Consider the following 22046-nt stretch of genomic DNA (forward strand, 5'->3'; position numbering starts at 1 on the left):
CGTATCCTTCGCCGTGTCTCTCAAACGAACTGCGCCCCCGGCGCCCGGTTGTTGGACGCGGGTACCAGGGGCACAGAACAAAAGCCTCGAGAATTCGAAAGCTTCGGGGTGAATTACTTCTCGATGATCGCGAGCACGTCGCGGGCCGAGAGGACGAGGTACTCGTCGCCGTTGTACTTCACCTCGGTGCCGCCGTACTTGCTGTAGAGCACGACGTCGCCGACCTTGACGTCGAGCGGCAGGCGCTCGCCGTTCTCGAATCGGCCCGGGCCCACGGCGAGGACGGCGCCCTCCTGGGGCTTCTCCTTCGCGGTGTCCGGGATGACCAGGCCAGAGGCCGTGGTCTGCTCGGCGTCCAGCGGCTGGACCACGATGCGGTCCTCGAGCGGCTTGATGGCAACCTTGGAGCTGGCGGTCGTCACGATCCGACCTCCCCCTTCGGAGATCTCACGGGGTCAATTGTCTGAGGTGGCGACCAGGTGGATCCGTCGTCGCGGGTGCCGGACCTGCCCGTCGCTGTGTTTGGCACTCACCGGTGGAGAGTGCCAACGGAGCCGAGACTATGACGCGCTTAGCACTCGGTCAAGCGGAGTGCCAATCTGCGGCCGCGCGCCGGGCGCTCCCGGCGCGTCGCGCGCCCCTCCGCCCGGCGCGCCGGTCAGACGTAGTCCTCCAGCCGCGCCACCGTGAAACCCTGCCGCTGGACGCTGCGCACCATGTTGGCGACCATCCGCGTCATGGTCGTGCCCTTGAGCTCGGCGGGACCGCGGAAGTGCGCGAGCACGATGTCACCGGGACGAAGCTTCCCCGCTTCCGCGTACCTCATGTCATTGATCTGCATCGTGGCCTGCCACAGCACGACGGCCTTCACCCCGCACGAGCCGGCCGCCGCCAGGGTGGCGTCGTTGTAGTTGCCGTACGGCGGACGGAACAGCTCCGGCCGCTTGCCGAACCGCTTCCTCAGCGTCTCCTGCTGCCCGCAGATCTCCCGCTTCTGGGCCTCGGCGGAGAGGGTGCGCAGGTTGGGGTGGGTGAGCGTGTGGTTGTGCACCCCGTTGCCGAGGGCGCGCAGCCTGTCGAAGTAGCCGTAGCCGCGCCCGGCGCGCGCGGCGCTGTCGGTGAGGAACATGCTGAACGGCAGCTTCAGGTCCTCGGCCATCCGGAGGAACGCCGGGTCCTTCTCGGCGCCGTCGTCGAAGGTCAGGAAGACGACCTTGTCCTTGGTCGGCACCCGGCGGACGATCTGCGGCACCGCGCCCTTGTGGTGCTCGGTGAGCCGGGAGGCGGGCGGGGCCGGGGGCGGGGCGAGCGGCTTGTCGAGCCCCCAGCGGCGGTACGCGGCGGGGTCGGCGGTGGTCCGCTTCTCCTTGGGCCGCTCCGTGGGCTTCGGCACCCCGGAGGCCGTACCGCCGCCTTCGTCCTTCTTGCCGTCCGATCCGGACGAGCACCCGGAGAGCAGCAGGGCGGCAGCGCAGAGCGGGACGAGGGCGAGACGGGCGGAGCCGCGTATTCGGCTTCGGAGGCGGTGTCGGCCGGTTCCAGACGGAGTCACAGGAACGATTCTTGTTCATCCGTTCGGTGGGCCGCACCGCGGAGGAGCCCGACGGGCGTGTGGTGCACGAGACCGCGGAGGAGCCCGACGGGTGTGCGGTGCACGAGAATGGAACCGTGCCCGCCCCGAACACCGACACCAGCGCCCCCGCCGCCGTCGACGCCTTCGCCGCGCTCCTCACCGACGAGGGCCGCCGGCTCCTGGAGGAGCTGCGCGACCACGACCCGGCCCGGGAGCTGGCCGTCGCGACGCGACTGCGCCGCGACCACCCCGCCGGACTGGTCTCCGCCGCCCTCGGGCAGGCGCGGCTGCGCCAGCGGGCGGTGGCGAAGTTCGGTACCGAGGACGCGTACCGCATGTACTTCACGCCCAACGGCGTCGAACAGGCCACCCGCACCTCCGTCGCCACGTACCGGGCCCGCCGCTTCGCGGACCTCGGCGTCCGCCGCCTGGCCGACCTCTGCTGCGGCGTCGGCGGCGACGCCATCGCCCTGGCCCGGGTCGGCATCGCCGTCCTCGCCGTCGACCGCGACCCGCTGACCTGCGCGGTGGCCCGGGCCAACGCGGCGGCCCTGGGCCTGTCGGACCTGATCGAGGTGCGCTGCGCGGACGTGACCGAGGTGGACGTCTCCGGGTACGACGCGGTCTTCGTCGACCCGGCGCGGCGGGGAGGCCGCGGCCGGATCTTCGATCCGGAGGCGTACTCCCCGCCCCTGTCCTGGGCGGTGGAGGCGGCCCGCACGGCCCCGCACGCCGCCCTGAAGATCGCTCCGGGCGTCCCGCACGAGGCGGTCCCCGAGGACGCCGAGGCGGAGTGGATCTCGGACGGCGGCGACGTGAAGGAAGCCGTCCTGTGGTTCGGCACCGCCCCGGGCGCCCGCCGCGCGACCCTCCTGCCGGCCGGCACCACCCTGACCGGCACCGGCCTCCCCGACCCCGCCGTCCGCCCGGTCGGCCGCTACCTCTACGAGCCGGACGGCGCGGTGATCCGCGCCCACCTCGTCGCGGACGTGGCGGACCGGCTCTCGGGCGGCCTGATCGACGAGACGATCGCCTACGTCACCTCCGACGAGCTCCGCCCCACCCCGTACGCGTCCGCCTACGAGATCACCGACGTCCTCCCCTTCAACCTCAAGAAGCTCAAGGCCCTCGTCCGGGAGCGCGGCGTCGGCGTGGCCGTCATCAAGAAGCGCGGCTCGGCGGTGGAGCCGGAGGAGCTCCGCAAGAAGCTGAAACTCGAGGGAGTGAACTCTTGTGTGATCGTCCTTACGCGGGTGGCGGGCGCCCCGACGATGCTGCTGGGGCAGCCGGTCCGGGCGTAGCCCCCGTGTGAGCGGCGAGCCGACGAAGGCGTAGGGGGCGCGATGGACGCCGATTCCCGCATCGAGCCGGTGGGCGAGTCGTGGGGGCAGGACCCCGTCGACCTGCTGATCGCGTTCGAGGAGGCGTCGGAGGCGCCGATCCGGCCGGAGTACGTCGAGGGGATGGTGATCGTGCCGCCTCGGCCGGACTACGCCCACGGCGTGGTGCGGCTCGGCATCTCCTGCCGGTTGCGCTCCGCGGGGGTTCGGTGGGCGGGGATGGGAATGGGCTTCCGCGCGGCCGCGGGCAAGGATGATGACGGCGGTACCCGCACCCTGGTCATCCCCGACTTCCACGTCCTCAAGCACCGGCCCACCGAGCGGGACGAGGCGTACTACGCGACCCACAAGGGCTGGTACCCGATGGGTCTGCTCGCCCTCGTCGGCGAGGTGACGTCCGACGGCCACGAGATGGACGCCGGCCCCAAGCACCGGGCCTACGCCGCCTCGGAGATCCCCGTCTACGTCCTCGTCAACCGGGAGGACGAGCGGGTGTACGTCCACTCGGAGCCCGGCGAGGACCCGCGGCGCCCGGGCCGGAGCCGCTACCGGACCACCACGAGCACCGAACTCGGCGGAAGGGTCGCCCTCCCGGACCCCTACCCCGTGCTGGACACCTCCGGCCTGCTTCCCTGACCTCAGCGGCCCCCGGCGCGGAAGCGGGCCCCGGTCACCCCAAACTCCCCCGCCTGCAAGCCGGTTGATGTGACGCCCACCCATCCCTAGAGTCGACCCGCTCGCCTGATACAGCAGAGGTGCCCGTATCCGTAGGGGGGTTCCGGGATGGGTGTCGTCCTGCCCGACAAGCTGGCGTTCGTCCTCGATCTGATCGGTGTCACCTGGCCGAACGTCGACGAGGACGACTACCGGGACATGGCCCGGTCGTTACGGAGCTTCGCCACCGACGTCGACACCGGGCGCGGGAACGCCCAAGTGGCGCTGAACCGCCTCCTGTCGACCAACAAGGGGCAGATGACGGAGGCGATCGACGCACACGTCCGCAAGCTCAACGGCAAGCACCTGCACAACCTCGCGGAGGCCGGACGGCTGCTGGCCGGTGGGCTGGACGCGGCGGCGGTGGTCGTGGCGGGCGCCAAGGGTGCGGCGATCGCGCAGTTGGTGGCGCTGGCGGCCGAGGTCGCCGCCGCGCAGGCGGCGGCACCGTTCACGCTCGGCTTCTCCGAACTCGGCGCGGTGAGCGGCGTGGCCGCCACCCGCACGGTGGTGAAGCGCCTGCTGAAGGAGGCCGCGGAAGCGGCGGCGCGGGAAGTCCTGTCGGTGGTCACCGGGCCGGTCTTCGCGGCGCTCGACGCGATGGCCACGGACCTCGTCGTCCAGGTGGTCTCCGACGGGCTGGGCGCGCGGGACGGCGTGGACCTCCGGCAGACCGCCCGGGCGGGCCGGGAGAACCTGCGCCTCGCGAGCGCCGACGGGCCCGGCGGCGGGCCCGGCGGCGGGCCCGGCGGCGGGCTCGTTCTGGCGAGCGCCGGGGGCGGCGCGGGCGGAGGCGGCGACCTTGTCTTCGACGAACACGAGCACAACACCTTCACCGGCAGCGTCCACGACCACTCCCGTCACCTGGGGGAGAAGGGCGGACACCACCTCGGCACCACCCGTCACCACTTCAACCGCACCCGGGGCCGCGGCTCTCTCGCCAAGGCGATCGAGGAGGCCGCCGAGAAGGCGCTGCGGTCCCTCGGCACGGCCCACGGCCAACTGCGGACGCACCTGGACGATGTCGGCAAGGGGCTGGCCGAGGCGGGACGGGCGCAGCGGAAGCAGGACCGGCACGTCCACGACACGTTCGCCCGGACGCACGGTCGTCCGGATGTCATCGGCTCGCCCACCGGGACCTCGGGGAGCACCGCCCGCACCCGCCCCACCGGCGCGGCCCGCGCCCAGACGGCGGAGCACCCGCGCCACAACTCCCGTTCCGAGCACGCCCGGTGCGTCAACGGCGACCCGGTCGACATGGCGACCGGCAGGATGGTGCTGCGTCAGACGGACGCCACGCTGCCCGCGTCCCCGCCGCTGGTCTTCCGGCGGACGACGGAGTCCGGTTACCGGGCGGGCCGGTGGTTCGGCCCGTCCTGGGCGAGCACGGTCGACCAGCGGCTGGAGACCGACGCCGCCGGGCTCGTCCTCGTCCTCGACGACGGTCTGCTGCTCGACTACCCGCACCCCGGCCCGGGCGGGCGCTCGCTGCCCGTCGAAGGCCCCCGGTGGCCGCTGGAGGAGCGGCCCGGGGAAGACGGCTACGTCGTCTCGGACCCGCTCACCGGCCGCACCTGGCACTTCACCCGCTTCGGCACCGGCCTCGCCCTGCTCCGCCGCCTCACCGACCGCAACGGCAACGGCGTCACCTTCGAGTACACGCAGGACGGCGCCCCGGCCGCGATCACCCACGACGGTGGCCCCCGTGTCCGCGTCACCGTCTCCGGCGGCCGCGTCACGGCTCTGCATCTGGGCGAGGCGGAACTCGTCCGCTACGGCTACCGCGACGGTGATCTCACGGAGGTGGTCAACTCCTCCGGCCTCCCCCTCCGGTTCGCCTACGACGACCGCGGGCGCGTCACCTCCTGGACCGACCGCAACGACCACGCCTACGCGTTCGCCTACGACGCTCACGACCGCTGCGTCCACCAGGCGGGGGCCGAGGGGCACATGGGGTTCTCGTTTACGTACGGCGCCCCGGATCCCGAGACGGGATCGCGTCTCACCACGGCGACCGACTCCCTCGGCGCCACCACGCGCTACCTGGTCGACGCCGCGTTACGGGTCGTCGAGGAGACCGGCCCCACCGGCGCGGTGACCCGCTCCTCCTGGGACCGGTACGACCGGCTGCTGTCCCGGACGGACCCGCTCGGCCGGACGACGTCCTTCCGCTACGACGCGCACGGCGATCTCGTCGGGGTCGTCCGCCCGGACGGCGGCGAGCTGACCGCCCGGTACGCGGCACCGGGGCTGCCGGAGACGATCACCCGGCCGGACGGCACGGTCGTACGGCAGGAGTACGACGCGTCCGGCAACCTCATCCGCCACACCGATCCCACGGGTGCCACGACTTCGTACACCTACGACACCGCGGGCCGGCTCACCTCCGTCACCGACCCGCTCGGTGCGGTGACACGCGTCCGCTGCGACGCGGCCGGGCTGCCGGCGGAGATCACCGATCCGCTGGGCGCCGTCACCCGGTACGAGCGGGACGCCTTCGGCCGGGTCACCGCCGTCACCGACCCGCTCGGCGCGACCACCCGCCTCACCTGGACCGTCGAGGGCCTCCTCGCCTCGCGCACGGCACCGGACGGAGCGCGGGAGAGCCGGGAGTACGACGGCGAGGGAAACCTCGTCGCCCTCACCGACCCGCTGGGCGCGGTGACCCGCTGGACGTACACGGCGTTCGACCGGCCGGCGAGCCGCACCGACCCCGACGGCACCCGCCACGAGCTCACCTGGGACACCGCCCTCCGCCTCCGCCGCGTCACCAACCCACAAGGTCTGACCTGGACGTACGACTACGACCCGGCCGGCCTGCTCGTCGCGGAGACCGACTTCGACGGCCGCGCGCTCCACTACGCGTACGACGCGGCGGGCCGGCTCGTCTCCCGCGTCAACGGCCTCGGCGAGACGATCGCCTACACCCACGACGTGCTCGACCGCGTCGTCGCGCGGGACGCGGCGGGGCGGGTCACGACGTACACCTACGACGCCGCGGACCGGCTGCTCACGGCGACGGGACCGGACACCGCCCTGACGTTCGCGTACGACGCGGCGGGCCGCGTGCTGGCCGAGACGGTGGACGGCCGCACGCTCCGCTCGGCGTACGACGCGGCGGGCCGGCGGACCGGCCGGACGACGCCGGCGGGCGCGGTCAGCACCTGGACCCACGACGCCGCGGGCCGCCCGACGGCCCTGACCGCCTCCGGCCACACCGTCACCCTCGACCACGACGCGGCGGGCCGCGAGACCGCCCGCCGCTTCGGCGCGGACGTCACCCTCGCCCGGGACTGGGACCCGGCCGGGCGCCTCCTCGCCCAGACCCTGACCGCCCCGCCCGCCCGGCTCCACCGCACGTCCTACACCTACCGCCCGGACGGCCACCTCACCGGCATCACGGACACCTCCGGTGGCTCCCGCACCTTCGACCTGGACGCGGCGGGCCGCGTGACCGCCGTCCACGCGGCCGACTGGACGGAGCGGTACGCGTACGACGCGGCGGGCAACCAGACGGAGGCGCACTGGCCCGACGGCCATCCCGGCGCGGAGGCCCGCGGCGACCGCGCTTACACCGGCACCCGCATCCGCCGCGCGGGCTCGGTCACATACGAACACGACGCCGCGGGCCGCGTCGTCCTCCGCCGCAAGAAGCGCCTCTCCCGCGGACCGGACACCTGGCGGTACGAGTGGGACGCCGAGGACCGCCTGACCGGGGTGACCACCCCCGACGGCACCCGCTGGCGCTACCTGTACGACCCCCTGGGACGCCGCACGGCGAAACAGCGCCTGGGCCCCTCGGGGGAGGTCAGCGAACAGGTGGACTTCACCTGGGACGGCCCCACCCTCGCCGAGCAGACCACCCGCTCCCCCGCCCTCCCCCACCCCGTCACCCTCACCTGGGACCACCGGGGCCTCCACCCCCTCACCCAGACCGAACGCGTCACCCCCTCCACCCCCCAGCCCGAGATCGACCACCGCTTCTTCGCCATCGTCACCGACCTCGTCGGCACCCCCACCGAACTCCTCGACGAAAACGGCACCACCACCTGGCACACCCGCACCACCCTCTGGGGCACCACGACCTGGTCGACAACCAGCACGACCTACACCCCCCTCCGCTTCCCGGGCCAATACTTCGACCCCGAATCCGGCCTCCACTACAACGTCCACCGCCACTACGACCCGGAAACGGCGCGGTACGTGTCCCCGGACCCACTGGGGCTGACGGCGGGGCCGAATCCGGTGGGGTACGTGGCGAACCCTCATCACTGGACCGACCCGCTGGGTCTCACGTCGTGCGAGAACGAAGACGGACCCACGCATCTGGACTTCGCCCATGGAACGTCCCTCAGACACGCTCAGAACATCCTCGCCAACGGATTGGACGAGGAGGCGGCCCGGACCGCCACGCATGGAGGCTCCATGAGCCGACCGGGTTCGTTCTTCACACACCAAGTGGACGGCCCTAGCCATCCCGGGATTCAGTCGGCCTACGAGTGGGGACTGCGTGTGGACCGGAACTCGCCGTCATCCGTTCTGGTGGGGCGACTCCCCGCCAAAACCTTCCAGAAGCTGAAGGACGCCGGCCTGGTCACCGTGCGAGAGGTGGGCGAGGGCGTGCCGGATGAAACCATCTTCCATCCGGGAGCGTTCAAGACACTGAATCAGGAGATGAAATGGTTTCCCCCGATAACTCCATGACGCCTGGGCTTCCCGAATACGATGCCTCGGCGATCCGCAAGACGAGATGGGGAACCGTCACAGAATTGGATGACGGGACGTGGGAAACGGTATGGACGATGTCGGTCTCGGCTCCGTCCGCGAAGGAACCCGTCACCGTCTTGCAGGACGCCGAGGCCGGTTTCCGGGCGATCCTCGATCTCACCGATCCCCGGGAGGCCCGCCTCCGGGTGGTCACCCGAGAACATGCCATGTCCGCGATCCACTACCCCCTGACCTATACGACGTTCCGTCTCGTCAACGATGAGGTAGGGGAAATCGGAGAGATCGAGGGTCTACCGAGGGACTGGTACGCCCCGTTCCGTGATCGGCGATGAGGTGGGCGAGCGCGATCGCGGGCAGGCACGGGCAGCTCTTCGCATTCAGTTCGTCGGGGACGTGCAAGGTGACGGGGTGATCTACACCGTCCGATGTGTCGACGGGGAGGTCTGGCCCGGAGCGCGCCTCCGCATTGTGATCGGCACCGAGGGCGACGCCGGCCGGACGCGGCCTTTACGGTGCGGTGGATCGAGCGCTTCGGCCAGCAGGTGGATGTGCTCGTCCCGCCGCACAGGGCGAGAGCCGGACCGGCCTCCGAGGGGCCGGCGAGCCAGCCGGAAGGCTCGATGCTCAGAGAGACCGACCGGCCGTACTGGTCACCGGACAGCGAGGTACCAGGTGACTGAATACCCGGATCGATCCCCCTATGCCGACGAGCAATACCCGTTGGCCATGAGGAACGTCGGCTGGTTGGGGCCGGAGAGAGAACTGCGAGGGACTCCCTCCGAACCGTCCGCGTCTCTCCTCGACGCCTTGCGTGGTGAAGTCCGCAAGGTGCGGAGCATGACGCTGGGCCTGCACGCATGCGAGCTCTGCGCGCCGGAGGAACCGGAGGTCGGGAACGGCGAGATTCACGTCTACGCCCGGACAGGGCTTACCTACGCGGCGCCTTCACTCCTGCTCCATTACGTCGAGCGTCACCATTACGCCCCGCCGGAGGAATTCGTCTCCGCTGTCACGGACGGACGGCCGCTTCCGTGGGATGAGCGCGCGCAGTTCCTGCACGACACTCTCGTGGACGCGGGGGCGGACCCCGTGTGGCGTGTCAACGCCCTGCTCGATCTTCCCCGGTGGGATGACGAGCGGGTCGAACGGGCCCTTGGGGAAGCGGCCCGTGACGAGGAACTGGGGCTGGTCGCGGATCAGGAGCTGGCCGTCGCGCTGGCCGGTTGCTGGCTGCGCTCGGGTTGCTTCGACAGGGAGTTGTTCGGGCTGGTCGGCCCCGCCGTGCGGGAGGGTGTCCGGGGCGAGTACCGCAGGCGTGGGGTTCCCTTCCCGCCGCGGTGAGCGGGGAGGGGACCCCACGTGAACCCCTACGCGTCGTACAGGTTCTGCTTGCTCAGCTCGTGTACGTGGTCGTGGTCGTGGCCATGCCCGTGGGAGTGGCCGTGGCCGTGGGAGTGGCCGGTGGGCTCCTCGGGTGTGCCCGGCACGTGTGGTTCCGTGACCGGGAGGGACGAGTCCGCCGGCAGGTCCCAGGAGGAGGCGGAGCGGCCACGGGCGACCATTTCGGCGCCGAGGGCCGCGACCATGGCGCCGTTGTCGGTGCAGAGCTTGGGGCGGGGGACGCGGAGGGTGATGCCGGCGTCCTCGCAGCGGCGTTCGGCCATGGCGCGGAGGCGGGTGTTGGCGGCGACGCCGCCGCCGATCATGAGGTGGTCGACGCCGTGGTCCTTACAGGCGCGGACGGCCTTGCGGGTGAGGACGTCCACGACCGCCTCCTGGAAGGAGGCCGCGACGTCGGCGACGGGCACCGTCTCGCCCGCGGCGCGCTTCGCCTCGATCCAGCGGGCGACGGCGGTCTTGAGGCCGGAGAAGGAGAAGTCGTAGATGGGGTCGCGGGGACCGGTGAGGCCGCGGGGGAAGCGGATGGCCTCGGGGTCGCCCTCGCGGGCGTAGCGGTCGATGACCGGGCCGCCCGGGAAGCCCAGGTTGAGCACGCGGGCGACCTTGTCGAACGCCTCGCCCGCCGCGTCGTCGATGGTCGAGCCGAGCGGGCGGACGTCGGAGGTGATGTCCGGGGCGAGGAGCAGCGAGGAGTGGCCGCCGCTGACCAGGAGGGCCATGGTCGGCTCGGGCAGGGCGCCGTGCTCCAGTTGGTCGACGCAGATGTGCGAGGCGAGGTGGTTGACGCCGTAGAGCGGCTTGCCGAGTGCGTAGGCGTACGCCTTCGCCGCCGAGACTCCGACGAGCAGGGCGCCGGCGAGGCCGGGGCCGGCGGTGACGGCGATGCCGTCGAGGTCCTTGGCGGTGACGCCGGCTTCCTTCAGCGCCCGCTGGATGGTGGGGACCATCGCCTCGAGGTGGGCGCGGGAGGCGACCTCGGGGACGACGCCGCCGAAGCGGGCGTGCTCGTCGACGCTGGAGGCGACCGCGTCGGCGAGCAGGGTGTGGCCGCGGACGATCCCGACGCCCGTCTCGTCGCACGAGGTCTCGATGCCGAGGACGAGCGGTTCGTCAGTCAGTGGAGCCATGGGTCATTCCCTCTTGCACTGCGTTGATGTCCGCGGCGGGGCCGCTGTCGGATTCCGTGGGCAGGCGCATCACGAGCGCGTCGACGTTGCCCGGTTGGTAGTAGCCGCGCCGGATGCCGACGGGCTCGAAGCCGAAGCGCTCGTAGAGGCGCTGGGCGCGGGTGTTGTCCACCCGGACCTCCAGCAGCACCTCGCGGCACTCGAAGGCGGTGGCGGCGGCGAGCAGTTCGCGGAGCAGCCGGGAGCCGAGGCCGGTGCTCCAGTGGTCGGTGGCGACGGCGATGGTCTGTACGTCGCCCGTGCCGTCGACGGCGGCGAGGCCCGCGTAGCCGACGACGCGCCGGTCACGGGTCTCGGCGACGACGTAGCGGCGGTTGGCGCCGGCGCCGCGCGCGTGTGCCAGCTCGGACCAGAACAGGCCCTTGGACCAGGCGTCGTGCGGGAACAGCGCGCGCTCCAGCTCCAGCACGGCCGGGATGTCCCACCAGCGCATCTCCCGGACGCGCACGGTCTCCGCCCCGGGTTCCGAGGGGCCTGCCGACGGGCTCGCTGAAGGACTCACTTCGGTGTGACCACCTTGTAGTTGGCCGGTACCTGGGCGTCCGGGCGGCGCAGGTACAGCGGCTGGACGGGCAGGAAGCCCGCGTCGGCACCTGCCGCGCCCCCCAGGCCTTCCGCGTCCCCCGCGGCCCCCGCGCGCAGCTTCTCCGCGGCGAGCGCGGCGAGCGCCGCCGCCGACTGGTGCTGCGGCAGGTCGGACCGGACGTCCGTGAAGGCGTCGGCGTACAGGACGGCGCCCGCGCCGACGGCCGTCAGCCCGGCCAGCGGCTCGGTCAGCTCTGCGGGCCGGTCGACGGCGGGCTCGGTGACGCGGGTCCGGGCGTCGGCGTAGCGCGCCCAGTAGACCTCCTTGCGGCGCGCGTCCGTGGCCACCACGAACTCGCCGGCCAGCCCGGCGGCGCCGGCCGCGTAGGCGATGCCGTCCAGCGTGCACAGGCCGTGCACGGGCACGGAGAGCGCCGCGCCGAAGGTCAGGGCGGTGACGATGCCGACGCGCAGACCGGTGTAGGGGCCGGGGCCGACGCCGACCACGATGCCGGTCAGCTCGTCCAGCGTGCGACCGGCCTCGGCGAGCACCCGGTCGACGGCCGGCAACAGGAGCTCGCCGTGCCGGCGGGCGTCCACCTGGTGGGACTCGGCGACGACGGAGTCACCGTCGTGGAGGGCTACGGTGACGGCGGGCGTGGCGGTATCAAGAGCGAGCAGCAGCACAATGACAAGCCTACGGCGCGCCGTGGGGCCGCCGGTGCCCGCGGGGGCCGGGTTCAGGGGTATCCCAGGGGCGCCCCGGAGGCGCCTCGGGGGCGCGTCGGTGGTGCGCCCGAGTGCTACGGTCGGGGCGGATGACCGTACGCCGCATGGCCGTACGGGGGACGAAAGGGTGCGCAGGGTGGCACGCAGCAGCTCCGGGGTCTTCGTGACCGGGCTCACCGCGGCGGCACTGGCCGTGGTGGGTTACCTCGCCTACGAGGCGTCGGCCGCGCCCCACCGCGTCCACCGTTCGTCCGCCGCCGCCTCCGCGACGCCCGGCGACGCCAAGGGCTCCGGCAAGGACGACAAGGGCAAGGGCGGCGGCGCGCACAAGGACGCCCCGCCGGCCGTGCCGGGCGGCTCGGGCACGGGCAAGCGGGTCGTCTACTCGGTGGGCCAGAAGCGGGTGTGGCTGGTGGGCGCCGACAACAAGGACCTCCGGTCCTTCGAGGTCACGCCCAGCACCGTGAACCCGCAGCCGGGAACGTACTCGGTGACCTCCCGCGACCTCAACGGCCCGGGGTCGGACGGCGTGCGCCTGGAGCACATCGTCCGGTTCCTCACCGACGCCAAGGGGGTCGTCTTCGGCTTCAGTGCCGCCGTGGACGGTTCCCCGCCGCAACCGGACCCGGCGAAGAAGACGGGCGGCATCCGCGAGAAGCCCGCGGACGGGCTGGCCCTGTGGGAGTTCGCGCCCAAGGGCAGCAAGGTGGTCGTGGTTCCGTAGGTTCCGCGGCGACGGCAGGTTCCGCGGCGACGGCGGCGGACGGCGGTCAGGCCGCGGCCCGGCGGTCCGGGCCGCCCGGCTCCTCCCCGTCGTCCGCCTCCGTGACGGGCGCGGGTGCCCGCGGCGGTGTGGAGACCGCGTCGGCGGCGGCGCAGGCGGCCAGCAGGTCGCGCACCGAAGGCGTGCGTTCGTCGGTGCCGCCCTCCGCGCGGGGCGTACCGGCCGAACGCGCACCATGGTCCACGGCTGCTGCGGGCTCTTGGGCCGACATGAACGCCTCCTAGGGCAGCCGGTCAAGGTCAGGCATGCCTAACCATGTCTCTCTCCCCATGTCACCACGCCCGGCGGCAACATCGCAACATCTTCCCGACACCTTGTCGGTTACTTCTCGCGGGAGGGCTTTGACGGGCGATGCGGAGGCGACAATTCCGGCTCGCGGGCGAGTGCGGGCACGGGCATCCGCCCTGCCGTCCCGGTGAACGGACCGTGGCCATCCGGCCGGGCGATGCGGGCCCGGCCGTCCCGGTGTGCGGCCGTGGGCGGGAGAAGGAGCGTGACGGGTACGGGCGCGATCAGCCCGCCGTCAGCGGGGACAGGTCCGCCGCCGCCCAGCGCTCGCCCACGCCGCTGACCGTCACCGTCCGGACGTCGTCCGCGGCCTCGTCGTCGCCCGGCGCCGGCGCCTCCGCGCCCACCGCGCGCTCGATGACGACGCGCAGCCGGTCCTCCGACAGGTCCTCGACCTTGCCGTCGCCCCACTCCACCACGGTCACCGACTCCGGCAGCGAGACGTCGAGGTCCAGGTCCTCCATCTCGTCGAGCCCGCCGGACAGCCGGTAGGCGTCGACGTGGACGAGGGCGGGGCCGCCGGACAGCGACGGGTGGACGCGGGCGATCACGAAGGTCGGGGACGTGACGGCGCCCCGGACCCCGAGCCCCTCGCCGAGCCCGCGCGTCAGCGTCGTCTTGCCCGCGCCCAGCTCGCCCGAGAGCAGCACCAGGTCACCGGCGCGCAGCAGCCGGGCGAGTCTGCGGCCCAGCTCCCGCATGTCCTCGGACGTCCGGACGGTGAGCTGCGCGGCGGCCGTGCGGGGGGCGTCGGAAGTACCGGGGACGGGCACGGCGGAGGAGTCGAGCGGGACGTTCATACCGCCCGATGGTACGGGGGGTGAGGCCGCGGGCCGAAGCGGCGGCGCGGGCCGGGCCGCGCCCCGGATACGGCGGGGCACCCCGCCCCCGCCCTCAGCCCTCCCCCCCCACCTGTCCCCCTCAGCTCTCGCCCCGCGCCCCCGCCGCGTCCCGGCGGACCGCGTCGCCCGCGCCCGCCGTCGTGAGGAGGTCGGCCAGGCGGGCGTCGACCGTCGCGGGCTGTTCGAGCATCACCAGGTGGCCCGCCCCGGGGACGAGGACCAGCTCGGCGTCGGGGAGGGCGGCGGCCATGGCCTCGCTGTGGGAGGCGGGGGTGATCAGGTCCTTCTCACCGGCGAGTACCAGTACCGGCAGGCCCCGGAAGACCTCGAGGGCCGCCGTCTTGTCGTGCTCGGCGAAGGCCGGGTAGAACTCGGCGACGACGTCGACCGGCGTGCTCTCCAGCAGCCGCTCGGCGAACCGGGCGACGGCGGGATCGACGTCCCTGGCGCCGAACGAGTAGCGCCGGTAGACCCCGGCGAGCAGGTCGGCGCTGAGCCGGCGGCCCTTCTCGATCAGGTCCGTCTGGGCGGCCATCAGCCGGAAGGCGCCCGGCAGTACGCGCCGCACCATGGTGATGCCCAGGGCGGGCAGCCCGAACGTCACCTCGGCGAGCCGGCCAGACGACGTACCGACGAAGGCCGCGCCGGTCACCCGGTCCCGGATCAGGCCCGGGTACTGGGCGGCCAGCGCCATCTGGGTCATCCCGCCCATCGAGTGCCCCACCAGCACCAGCGGCCCCTCGGGCGCCGCCGCGTCGATGACGGCCTTGAGGTCGCGGCCCAGCAGGTCGATGGAGACCGTCCCGGTGCCCTCGCGCTGGCCTCGGCCCCGCTCGGAGCGGCCGTGGCTGCGCTGGTCCCAGTAGACGGCCCGGACGGCGCCGCGCAGGGCGGCGCGCTGGAAGTGCCAGGAGTCCTGGTTGAGGCAGTAGCCGTGGCTGAAGACGACCGTGACGGGCGGACGCCCGGAGCGCGCGGCCGGGCCCGCCGCCTCCTCGACCTCGTAGTGGAGCTCGGTTCCGTCCTCCGCGACCGCCGTTCCCGCGGTGCCCCGCAGCGTCCCGTAGGGGCCCGTCGCGTCCAGCGCCAGCCGCGCCTTGCGGCGCATGCCGCGGCCGACGGTCAGCCGCTCGACGGCGACGCCCGCCGCCGCGCCGGCCGCGAGGACGCCCACGGCCGCACCGGCGACCCCCGCGCCGCGCAGCCAGCCCGACGCGCCGCTCCGGCCCGGGACACCGCCGCCGGCCTCGCTCATCCGGCGGCTCCCGGCTCGGCGCTTCCGGCGGCACGCGGCTCCGGCTTCTCCGGCGCCCCCGAGACCTCCGGCTCCCGCGAAATTCCCGGCTCCCCCGGCCGGTCCGGGTGGCTGCCGGGCCTTCCGCCGCCGCCACCGCCACCGTCGCCGGCCGGCACGGCGTCGCTGGGGGCCGCACCCAGGGCGGCGGCGGCCGCAGCCGCCTCCCCCACCCCGGCGACCCCGGCGACCTCGTCTTCGTATGCCCCCACGTACACCCGCGGCACCCGCTGCGTGATCCGTGTGATGACCTCGTACCCGATCGTCCCGGTCGCCTGTCCCCACTCCTCCGCCGTGGGCTCGCCCCGGTCGCCGGGGCCGAAGAGGACGGCCTCGTCACCGGTCTCGGCCGTGTCGTCGCCCAGGTCCACGACGAACTGGTCCATCGCGACGCGCCCCGCGATCCGCCGCCGCCGGCCGCCGATCAGCACCTCGCCGGTGCCGGAGGCGGCGCGCGGGATGCCGTCCGCGTAGCCGAGGGGGACGAGGGCGAGGGTCGTCTCGCCGGGTGTCGTGTACCGGTGCCCGTACGACACGCCCAGCCCGCCGGGCACCCGCTTCACCGACGCCAGGGAGGCGGTCAGGGTCATCACGGGACGCAGCCCGAAGTCCGCCGGGGTGCCGAGCTCCGGACTCGGGGATATCCCGTAGACGGCCACCCCGGTGCGCACCAGGTCGAAGTGGCTCTCGGGGAGGGTGAGGGTCGCGGGCGAGTTGGCGATGTGCCGGACCTCGGGGGCCAGGCCCTGGGCCTCGGCGTACGCCACCGCGTCCCGGAAGACGTCGAGCTGGGCCCGGATGGACGGGTGTCCCGGCTCGTCGGCGCACGCGAAGTGCGACCAGATCCCGGTGACGCCGAGGGCGCCGCCGGCCTCCGCCTCGCGGGCCGCCGCGACGAGCTTCTCCCAGTCGCCGGGGGTGCAGCCGTTGCGGCCGAGGCCCGTGTCGATCTTGAGCTGGATCCTGGCCGGGCGGCCGGCGGCGCGGACCGCCGTCAGCACCTCCTCCAGGGCCCACAGCCCGCTCACCGAGATGTCGACGTCCGCTTCGACGGCTTCCCGGAAGGGCCCGCCCGGCGTCCACAGCCAGCACAGCAGCCGGCCCCTGTCGCCCGCCGCGCGCAGCGCCAGCGCCTCCGAGGGCAGCGCGGTACCGATCCAGGCCGCCCCGGCCCGGCGGGCCGCCCGCGCGCAGGGCACCATGCCGTGCCCGTAGGCGTTCGCCTTGACCACTGCCATTAGCTGCGCCTTGGGGGCACGGGCCCGCAGAACGCGCACATTGGCCCGCAACGCGGCCAGGTCGACCACGGCACGGGCGCGCATCGGTGTCTCGTTCATCCCGGCCAGTGTCTCAGGCCACGGCCCCGGCGGGCGCGGTCCGGGGCGCGCGGGGCCGGGGACGGCAGCGGGCGGAACGCTTCCCACCGCTCCCCGCGTCACCGCGCGGCCGTCTCCGCAGCGGCCGGGAGGGGACCCCTCGCCGGTCCCTCGGGGCCTGCCCCGGATGGCCGGGGCAGGCCCCGGCCGAGGACACTGGACGGCATGAGAACCGGCTACCGCGTGGACACCGTACGGGCCGCCGAGCGCGCGCTCATGGCCGAACTTCCCGAGGGCGCGCTCATGCGGCGGGCCGCCGCCGGGCTCGCCGCCGCGTGCGCGGGGCTGCTGGGCCGGGTGTCAGGGGCACGCATCGCGCTGCTGGTGGGCAGCGGGGACAACGGGGGCGACGCCCTGTACGCCGGTGCCTCCCTCGCCCGGCGCGGGGCCGGGGTGACCGCCGTGCTCCTCGCGCCGGAGCGCGCGCACGCGGGCGGCATACGGGCGCTGCTCGCCGCCGGAGGACGTACGCGGGATGCCGGTCCGGCGGGCATCCGGGCCGTCGAGCGGGCCGACCTCGTCCTCGACGGCATCGTCGGCATCGGCGGCAAGGGCGGCCTCCGCCCGGACGCGCTGCCGCTGGTGCGCGCGGCGGAGGGCGCCCTCGTCGTCGCGGTCGACCTGCCCAGCGGGGTGGACGCGGACACCGGCGAGGTGCGCGGCGACGCGGTGCGGGCCGACGCGACGGTCACCTTCGGCACGTACAAGCCCGGCCTGCTCGTCGACCCCGCCCGCGAGCACGCGGGGGCGCTGCGCCTGGTCGACATCGGCCTCGGCCCCCACCTGCCCGCCGCCCCGGACGTCGAGGCGCTGCAGCACGCGGACGTCGCCCGACTGCTGCCGCGCCCCGCCGCGGAGAGCGACAAGTACCGGCGGGGTGTGGTGGGCGTGGTCGCCGGGTCGGCCCGCTACCCGGGTGCGGCGGTCATGTGTGTCGCGGGCGCGCTGCACGGCGGCGCGGGGGCGGTGCGCTACGCCGGTCCGGCGGCCGACGCGGTGATCGCCCGCTTCCCCGAGACGCTGGTCTCGTCCGGCCGGCCCGCCGACGCGGGCCGGGTCCAGGCGTGGGTCGTCGGCCCGGGCCTGGGCGACGGAGCGGAGGCCCGCCGGGCCCTCGACGACGTGCTGTCCTCCGACGTGCCGGTCCTGGTGGACGCGGACGGCCTGCACCTGCTCTCCCCCGACACGGTCCGCGCCCGCCGGGCCCCGACGGTCCTCACCCCGCACGCGGGCGAGGCGGCGGCGCTCCTCGGCACGGCCCGCGAGGAGGTCGAGGGCGCCCGCCTGTCCGCCGTCCGCGCCCTGGCCGAGCGCTATGGCGCGACGGCGCTCCTCAAGGGCTCGACCACCGTCATCGCCTCCCCTGACGCCTCGCGTGGCGGCGCCCCGGCCGTCGGCCCGGCCCGGGTCAATCCCACCGGTACTCCTTGGCTCGCCACCGCCGGCAGCGGCGACGTCCTCAGCGGCCTGACCGGCTCCCTCCTCGCCGCGGGGCTCCCCGGCCACGACGCGGCGGCGGTGGGCGCGTACCTCCACGGCCTGGCGGCCCGCGCCCTGGGCGAGGCGCCGATCACGGCGATGGGGGTGGCGGAGGCGCTGCGGGGGGTGTGGGAGGACGTGGCGTCGGGCTGAGGCGGCGCCCCGCTCCCTGTGGCCGGCCGCCACCGCCCCCGCCCGCCGGGCGGACAAGCCGGCCCGCCTGTACGACGTCAGTCGCCGAGCCGCCCGCCCCGCTCCTCACTCCCCCCGGTAGGTGAGGAACCGCCCCCGCATCGTCTCCTGGCATCCCGTCAGCAGATGCGCGTTCGTCACCGGCCCCGAGTGCTTGATGTACACCTCCACCCCGCGCAGGTCCCGCAGGAACGCCAGGTCCATGAGTTCGGCCGTGCCGTCGGGGGTGTGCAGGGTGAGCACCTTGAGGCGGGGATAGGCGGACGGCAGGTGGGAGAGGCCGGTGAGGGAGTCGAGGCCGAGGGAGAGGTGACGGACCCGGGGCAGGGGTTCGGCGCGTTCCAGGAACCGGGGGTCCTCGCCCATGATGCTCAGCGTGTGCAGCCCCGGCAGGGTGGCGAGGGCGGCGCGGGCGTCCGCCGGGAAGAGGGAGTGCTCGAAGGAGAGCCGGCGCAGGGCGGGGTGGCCTTCCAGCCGGATCGACTCCGGTTCCCAGGCGGAGGCCCAGCGGCCGAGGACCAGCTCCTCCAGGCCGTCCGGCAGCCGCAGGGCGGGCGGGTCGGTCACCGGCTGCATCCAGTCGAGGTGGAGGGAGCGCAGCCGCGTCATGGCGGGCAGCCGCTCCAGCCCGTCCGGGCGTCTGCGCAGGGAGAGCCGGAGGCGTTCGAGGGCGCCGCTGGGCACGGACGCCAGGCGCGCGACGCGCCGGGTGTCGGCGATCCGCAGGGACCGCAGCGGCGGGGCGTCGCGGAGGAAGCCGAGGTCGATCTCCTCGGGGCTCTCCCGGAGCGACAGGTCCCGCAGCACCGGCGTCACCGCCTCCCGCAGGTCCTCGTCCCGCCACACCCCGCGGCACCACACCTCGGGCCGCCCGCCGAGCCGGGCCAGCTCCCGCAGGTGCGCGACGCTCTTGGCGACGAACGCCAGCCCGTCGTCGTGGGAGAGCTCGCCAATCACCGCGTCGGCGTAGTGCCGGGTGTCGAAGTTGTCCCAGGACCAGGCGAGCTGGGCCCGCACCTGGCGGAACGGGTGCCGGGCGTAGCGGGCCAGCAGCGGGATGGCCCGGTCGTCGGCGACCGCCGTCGCGGTGACGACGACCGCGTGCGCCACCCGGTCGTCCAGCCCCGCCGGCCCGGGCAGCAGGTCGAGGACGACCTGGCCCGCCTCGGCGAGCGCCTTCGCCGCCTCGGTGTCGCGCGGCGGCACCAGTTCGGCGGCGGCCCGCTCGACGCGGTCCCGTACCTCCGGGGCGACCTCCGTCGCGTGCTCCAGGCAGGCGGCGGCGAGCAGCCGCAGCCGGTGCCGGTGGTGCTCCTCGCGTTCGCCGCGGTCCAGGAGCATGCGCAGCAGCTCGCCCCGGGCCCGGGGCGGTGCGTGGCCGACGGCCATCCGGAGGACGTCCTCCCACTGGTCGTCGTGGGCGTGGTTGACGAGCAGGTCGAAGTCCCAGTCGTCGACGGCGGCCTGGGCGCCCAGGAAGTCCTGGAAGGTGCGGTGGATGAAGTCCAGCGTCTCGGTGGTGGGCTGCCGCAGCAGGCCGCTGCGCAGCACCAGGTGGCGGAGGATCTGTTCGGCGCTGCCGCGCGCCGCGACGGCGGGCATGGCGGGCAGCGCCCGCTCCAGGATCTCGACGGCCTTGTGCCACTCGATCTGGGAACGGCCGTTGCGGATCAGCCAGTACGCGATCTTCTGGAGCAGCGCGGGCTGCGCCTGTTCCAGTTCGGGGCCCTCCAGCCCGACCGCGATCTCCCGCTCGCGGTCGCGGCGGATCAGCAGCAGATCCAGCGCGGCGCGGTACAACTCCATCCGCCCGTGCGGGAGGTAGCCGCGCCGGGACCGGTTGAGGGCGCAGATGAGGGCGCACATCAGGGGGTTGGTGGCCAGCCGGCCGAGATCGCGCTTGGCGACGACGGCGGCGGCCAGCGCGTCCCGGAAACCGCGCAGCCGCTCGTCGCGGTGCTGTCCGGCGGCCGTGTGCCAGCGGTCGATGAAGGCCAGGACGTCGGCGCGGCCCATGGGCAGCAGCTCCAGCTCGACGAAGCCGGCGTCGGCGAGCCATCCCTCGCGGACCGCCGACGGCCGCGTGGTGATCACGTAGCGGGCCTCGGGGTAAGCCGCGAGAAGGTCCTTCACCCAGGTCAGGGTGCGTCTGCGGTCCGCCTCCTGGACCTCGTCCACCCCGTCGATCAGCAGCAGCACCGTGCCCTCGGTGAGCCGGCGGGTCACCCAGCCCCGCGCGGCCGGCAGCCCGGCCAGCGGGCGGGCCGCGGCGGCCAGGAACTCCTCCGGCTGCGGCGGCTCGCCGCCGCGGACGAGGTTCCGCAACGGCAGCAGCAGCGGTAAGCAGCCGCTCAAATGCCCCAGGCCCGGCGGCAGATCACCGCGCGCGGTGACGGTCGCGAGCCACTGGAGCAGCGTCGTCTTGCCCGAACCGGCCGCGCCGCGCAGCAGCACCCGCCGGTGCCCGGCCAGCGCCTCCTCGGCGCGCCGGGGCGTCGGCTCCGCGCGGTCCGGCGGCTCGACGGCCGTCCGCAGCCCGAACCCGTCGTGGCGCGCGTCCCGCGCCCGGCCGACGAGCTCCAGGCTGAGGTACGCGGTGTCGAGCGGCCAGGTCTCGGCCTCGCCGTCGGACAGGGTCAGCCCGATGATCGTCAGTTCGCCGGACTTCTCGATCACGTAGTCGCGCAGCCGCCGCTCGAACTCCTCGGTCTCCAGTTGCCGCGGCGTGGCCAGCGACCGCGACTCCGGCTTGTGCCCGGCCAGCAGGCACTCGCTCAGGAACCGGAAGTCCGCCCACAGCGTCGCCGACGGCGTCACCGTCAGCCGCCCGTGCCGCCAGCCCGCCGGGTCCGCGCACACCACGCCCGCGAGCAGCCCGTCCACGAACACGGCCGCGCCGGACATGCCGGCCCACGGCGAACCGCCGCCGCCCGGCGGCTCGGGCGCGCCGTACGCGCAGTCCAGGACGTGCCGCCCGCTGAGCAGATTGCTGCCCGGCTTGAGCGTGCCGAGCAACTGCTCGGTGTCCAACTCGCCCTGCCCGTCCCGCTGGACCTGCGGAAACCCGATCGCCTGCGCACCCGCCCAGGCCCGCAGGTCGTACGCCCGCCCCCAGACCAGCGGCTCGAAGGCGACCGCCGCCTCCTCCGGGACGACGTCCCGCTCCGCGACGAGCAGCGCCGCGTCACACCGCCGGCTGTCGTCCCGCGCCCACACCACCCGGCAGGCCACCTGCCCGACGCCACCCGGCACGATCACCCGCGGCGCGTCGCAGTCACCGGCCACATGGGCGGCGGTGAGGACCACCCGGGGGGTCAGCAGGTATCCGCTGCCCTGGGTTTCCCCGAACACGGCCGCGATGCGTTCCTTTGCGGGATGCACGTCCGTCCCTTTCCCTGCCTGAGCGTCAAGGCCGACGATACGCGCGGGAGATGGGCGCGGGACGCGAACGCGCGGATCGGGTGGGGTGCCCCGGTCCCTCCCTCAGAGGGGGCACCCCCAATCCTCAAACGCCGGACGGGCCGGGGGTCGCGCCCGGGCGCACTTCAGCCCGTCTGGGGGTGCCCCCTCTGGGGGAGTTTGAGGACGAGCGGC

Annotated in this window: 16 protein-coding genes and 1 pseudogene; 7 read left to right on the forward strand and 10 right to left on the reverse strand. The window is 74.1% G+C overall.

Features of this window, described 5'->3' with window-relative positions; all coding sequences use genetic code 11:
• Positions 1-113: 113 nt before the first annotated feature.
• Both groES and ACZ6X9_RS20605 read right to left on the reverse strand, forming a co-directional pair.
• Complete coding sequence (gene groES, locus ACZ6X9_RS20600; RefSeq protein WP_004955293.1) at positions 114-422, reverse strand: co-chaperone GroES; 309 nt, start codon at positions 420-422, stop codon at positions 114-116.
• Between the two features lie 236 nt (positions 423-658).
• Positions 659-1552, reverse strand: a complete 894-nt coding sequence (locus ACZ6X9_RS20605; protein WP_469779439.1) for a polysaccharide deacetylase family protein — start codon at positions 1550-1552, stop codon at positions 659-661.
• Between the two features lie 116 nt (positions 1553-1668).
• On the opposite strand from ACZ6X9_RS20605, the gene ACZ6X9_RS20610 reads away from it, so the two are divergent.
• From ACZ6X9_RS20610 to ACZ6X9_RS20630, 5 genes are all read left to right on the forward strand, one after another.
• Entirely contained in the window at positions 1669-2874 is a 1206-nt protein-coding gene (locus tag ACZ6X9_RS20610) for a THUMP-like domain-containing protein (protein WP_469779440.1), read from the forward strand.
• A 42-nt stretch (positions 2875-2916) separates the two neighbouring features.
• Positions 2917-3549, forward strand: a complete 633-nt coding sequence (locus ACZ6X9_RS20615) for a Uma2 family endonuclease (protein ID WP_469779441.1) — start codon at positions 2917-2919, stop codon at positions 3547-3549.
• Positions 3550-3696: 147 nt separating this feature from the next.
• The gene (locus tag ACZ6X9_RS20620) at positions 3697-8331 is read left to right on the forward strand and encodes an RHS repeat-associated core domain-containing protein (RefSeq protein ID WP_469779442.1); all 4635 of its coding nucleotides are present in this window, start codon (positions 3697-3699) and stop codon (positions 8329-8331) included.
• Positions 8307-8687: a hypothetical protein gene (locus ACZ6X9_RS20625; protein ID WP_469779443.1), complete on the forward strand. Its 381-nt coding sequence runs from the start codon at positions 8307-8309 to the stop codon at positions 8685-8687. Before ACZ6X9_RS20620 ends, ACZ6X9_RS20625 begins: the two co-directional genes overlap by 25 nt.
• Before the next feature lie 214 nt (positions 8688-8901).
• Positions 8902-9696, forward strand: a complete 795-nt coding sequence (locus tag ACZ6X9_RS20630) for a DUF7919 family protein (RefSeq protein ID WP_469779632.1) — start codon at positions 8902-8904, stop codon at positions 9694-9696.
• A 26-nt stretch (positions 9697-9722) separates the two neighbouring features.
• On the opposite strand, the gene tsaD is transcribed toward ACZ6X9_RS20630, so the two are convergent.
• From tsaD to tsaB, 3 genes are all read right to left on the reverse strand, one after another.
• Positions 9723-10874 (reverse strand): tRNA (adenosine(37)-N6)-threonylcarbamoyltransferase complex transferase subunit TsaD, encoded by a 1152-nt coding sequence (gene tsaD / locus ACZ6X9_RS20635; protein ID WP_469779633.1) that lies wholly within the window; start codon positions 10872-10874, stop codon positions 9723-9725.
• Complete coding sequence (rimI, locus tag ACZ6X9_RS20640; protein ID WP_469779634.1) at positions 10867-11376, reverse strand: ribosomal protein S18-alanine N-acetyltransferase; 510 nt, start codon at positions 11374-11376, stop codon at positions 10867-10869. The genes tsaD and rimI overlap by 8 nt, the downstream gene beginning before the upstream one ends.
• 65 nt (positions 11377-11441) lie before the next feature.
• Positions 11442-12155: a tRNA (adenosine(37)-N6)-threonylcarbamoyltransferase complex dimerization subunit type 1 TsaB gene (gene tsaB / locus ACZ6X9_RS20645; RefSeq protein ID WP_469779444.1), complete on the reverse strand. Its 714-nt coding sequence runs from the start codon at positions 12153-12155 to the stop codon at positions 11442-11444.
• A 178-nt stretch (positions 12156-12333) separates the two neighbouring features.
• On the opposite strand from tsaB, the gene ACZ6X9_RS20650 reads away from it, so the two are divergent.
• Positions 12334-12921 carry a hypothetical protein gene (locus tag ACZ6X9_RS20650; RefSeq protein ID WP_469779445.1) on the forward strand — a complete coding sequence of 196 codons (588 nt, stop codon included), beginning with the start codon at positions 12334-12336 and terminating at the stop codon, positions 12919-12921.
• Between the two features lie 46 nt (positions 12922-12967).
• Here the strand turns inward: ACZ6X9_RS20650 and ACZ6X9_RS20655 are convergent, their stop codons facing one another.
• The 4 genes and pseudogenes from ACZ6X9_RS20655 to alr form a co-directional block, all read right to left on the reverse strand.
• Complete coding sequence (locus tag ACZ6X9_RS20655; protein WP_469779446.1) at positions 12968-13192, reverse strand: hypothetical protein; 225 nt, start codon at positions 13190-13192, stop codon at positions 12968-12970.
• Positions 13193-13493: 301 nt separating this feature from the next.
• Positions 13494-14069 (reverse strand): tRNA (adenosine(37)-N6)-threonylcarbamoyltransferase complex ATPase subunit type 1 TsaE, encoded by a 576-nt coding sequence (tsaE, locus tag ACZ6X9_RS20660; protein WP_469779447.1) that lies wholly within the window; start codon positions 14067-14069, stop codon positions 13494-13496.
• 121 nt (positions 14070-14190) lie between these two features.
• Positions 14191-15366 carry an alpha/beta fold hydrolase gene (locus ACZ6X9_RS20665; protein ID WP_469779448.1) on the reverse strand — a complete coding sequence of 392 codons (1176 nt, stop codon included), beginning with the start codon at positions 15364-15366 and terminating at the stop codon, positions 14191-14193.
• 209 nt (positions 15367-15575) lie between these two features.
• Positions 15576-16742: pseudogene (gene alr / locus ACZ6X9_RS20670) on the reverse strand (alanine racemase); the annotation flags it as partial.
• Between the two features lie 204 nt (positions 16743-16946).
• Here alr and ACZ6X9_RS20675 point away from each other — a divergent pair.
• A complete protein-coding gene (locus tag ACZ6X9_RS20675) occupies positions 16947-18413 on the forward strand; it encodes an NAD(P)H-hydrate dehydratase (protein WP_469779449.1) in 1467 nt (488 codons plus the stop codon).
• Between the two features lie 105 nt (positions 18414-18518).
• Here ACZ6X9_RS20675 and ACZ6X9_RS20680 read toward each other — a convergent pair whose 3' ends face one another.
• Positions 18519-21833, reverse strand: coding sequence for an NACHT domain-containing protein (locus ACZ6X9_RS20680; RefSeq protein WP_469779450.1), 3315 nt, complete (start codon positions 21831-21833; stop codon positions 18519-18521).
• Positions 21834-22046 lie beyond the last annotated feature (213 nt).

This window comes from Streptomyces sp. NPDC052910 (genome assembly GCF_055585605.1).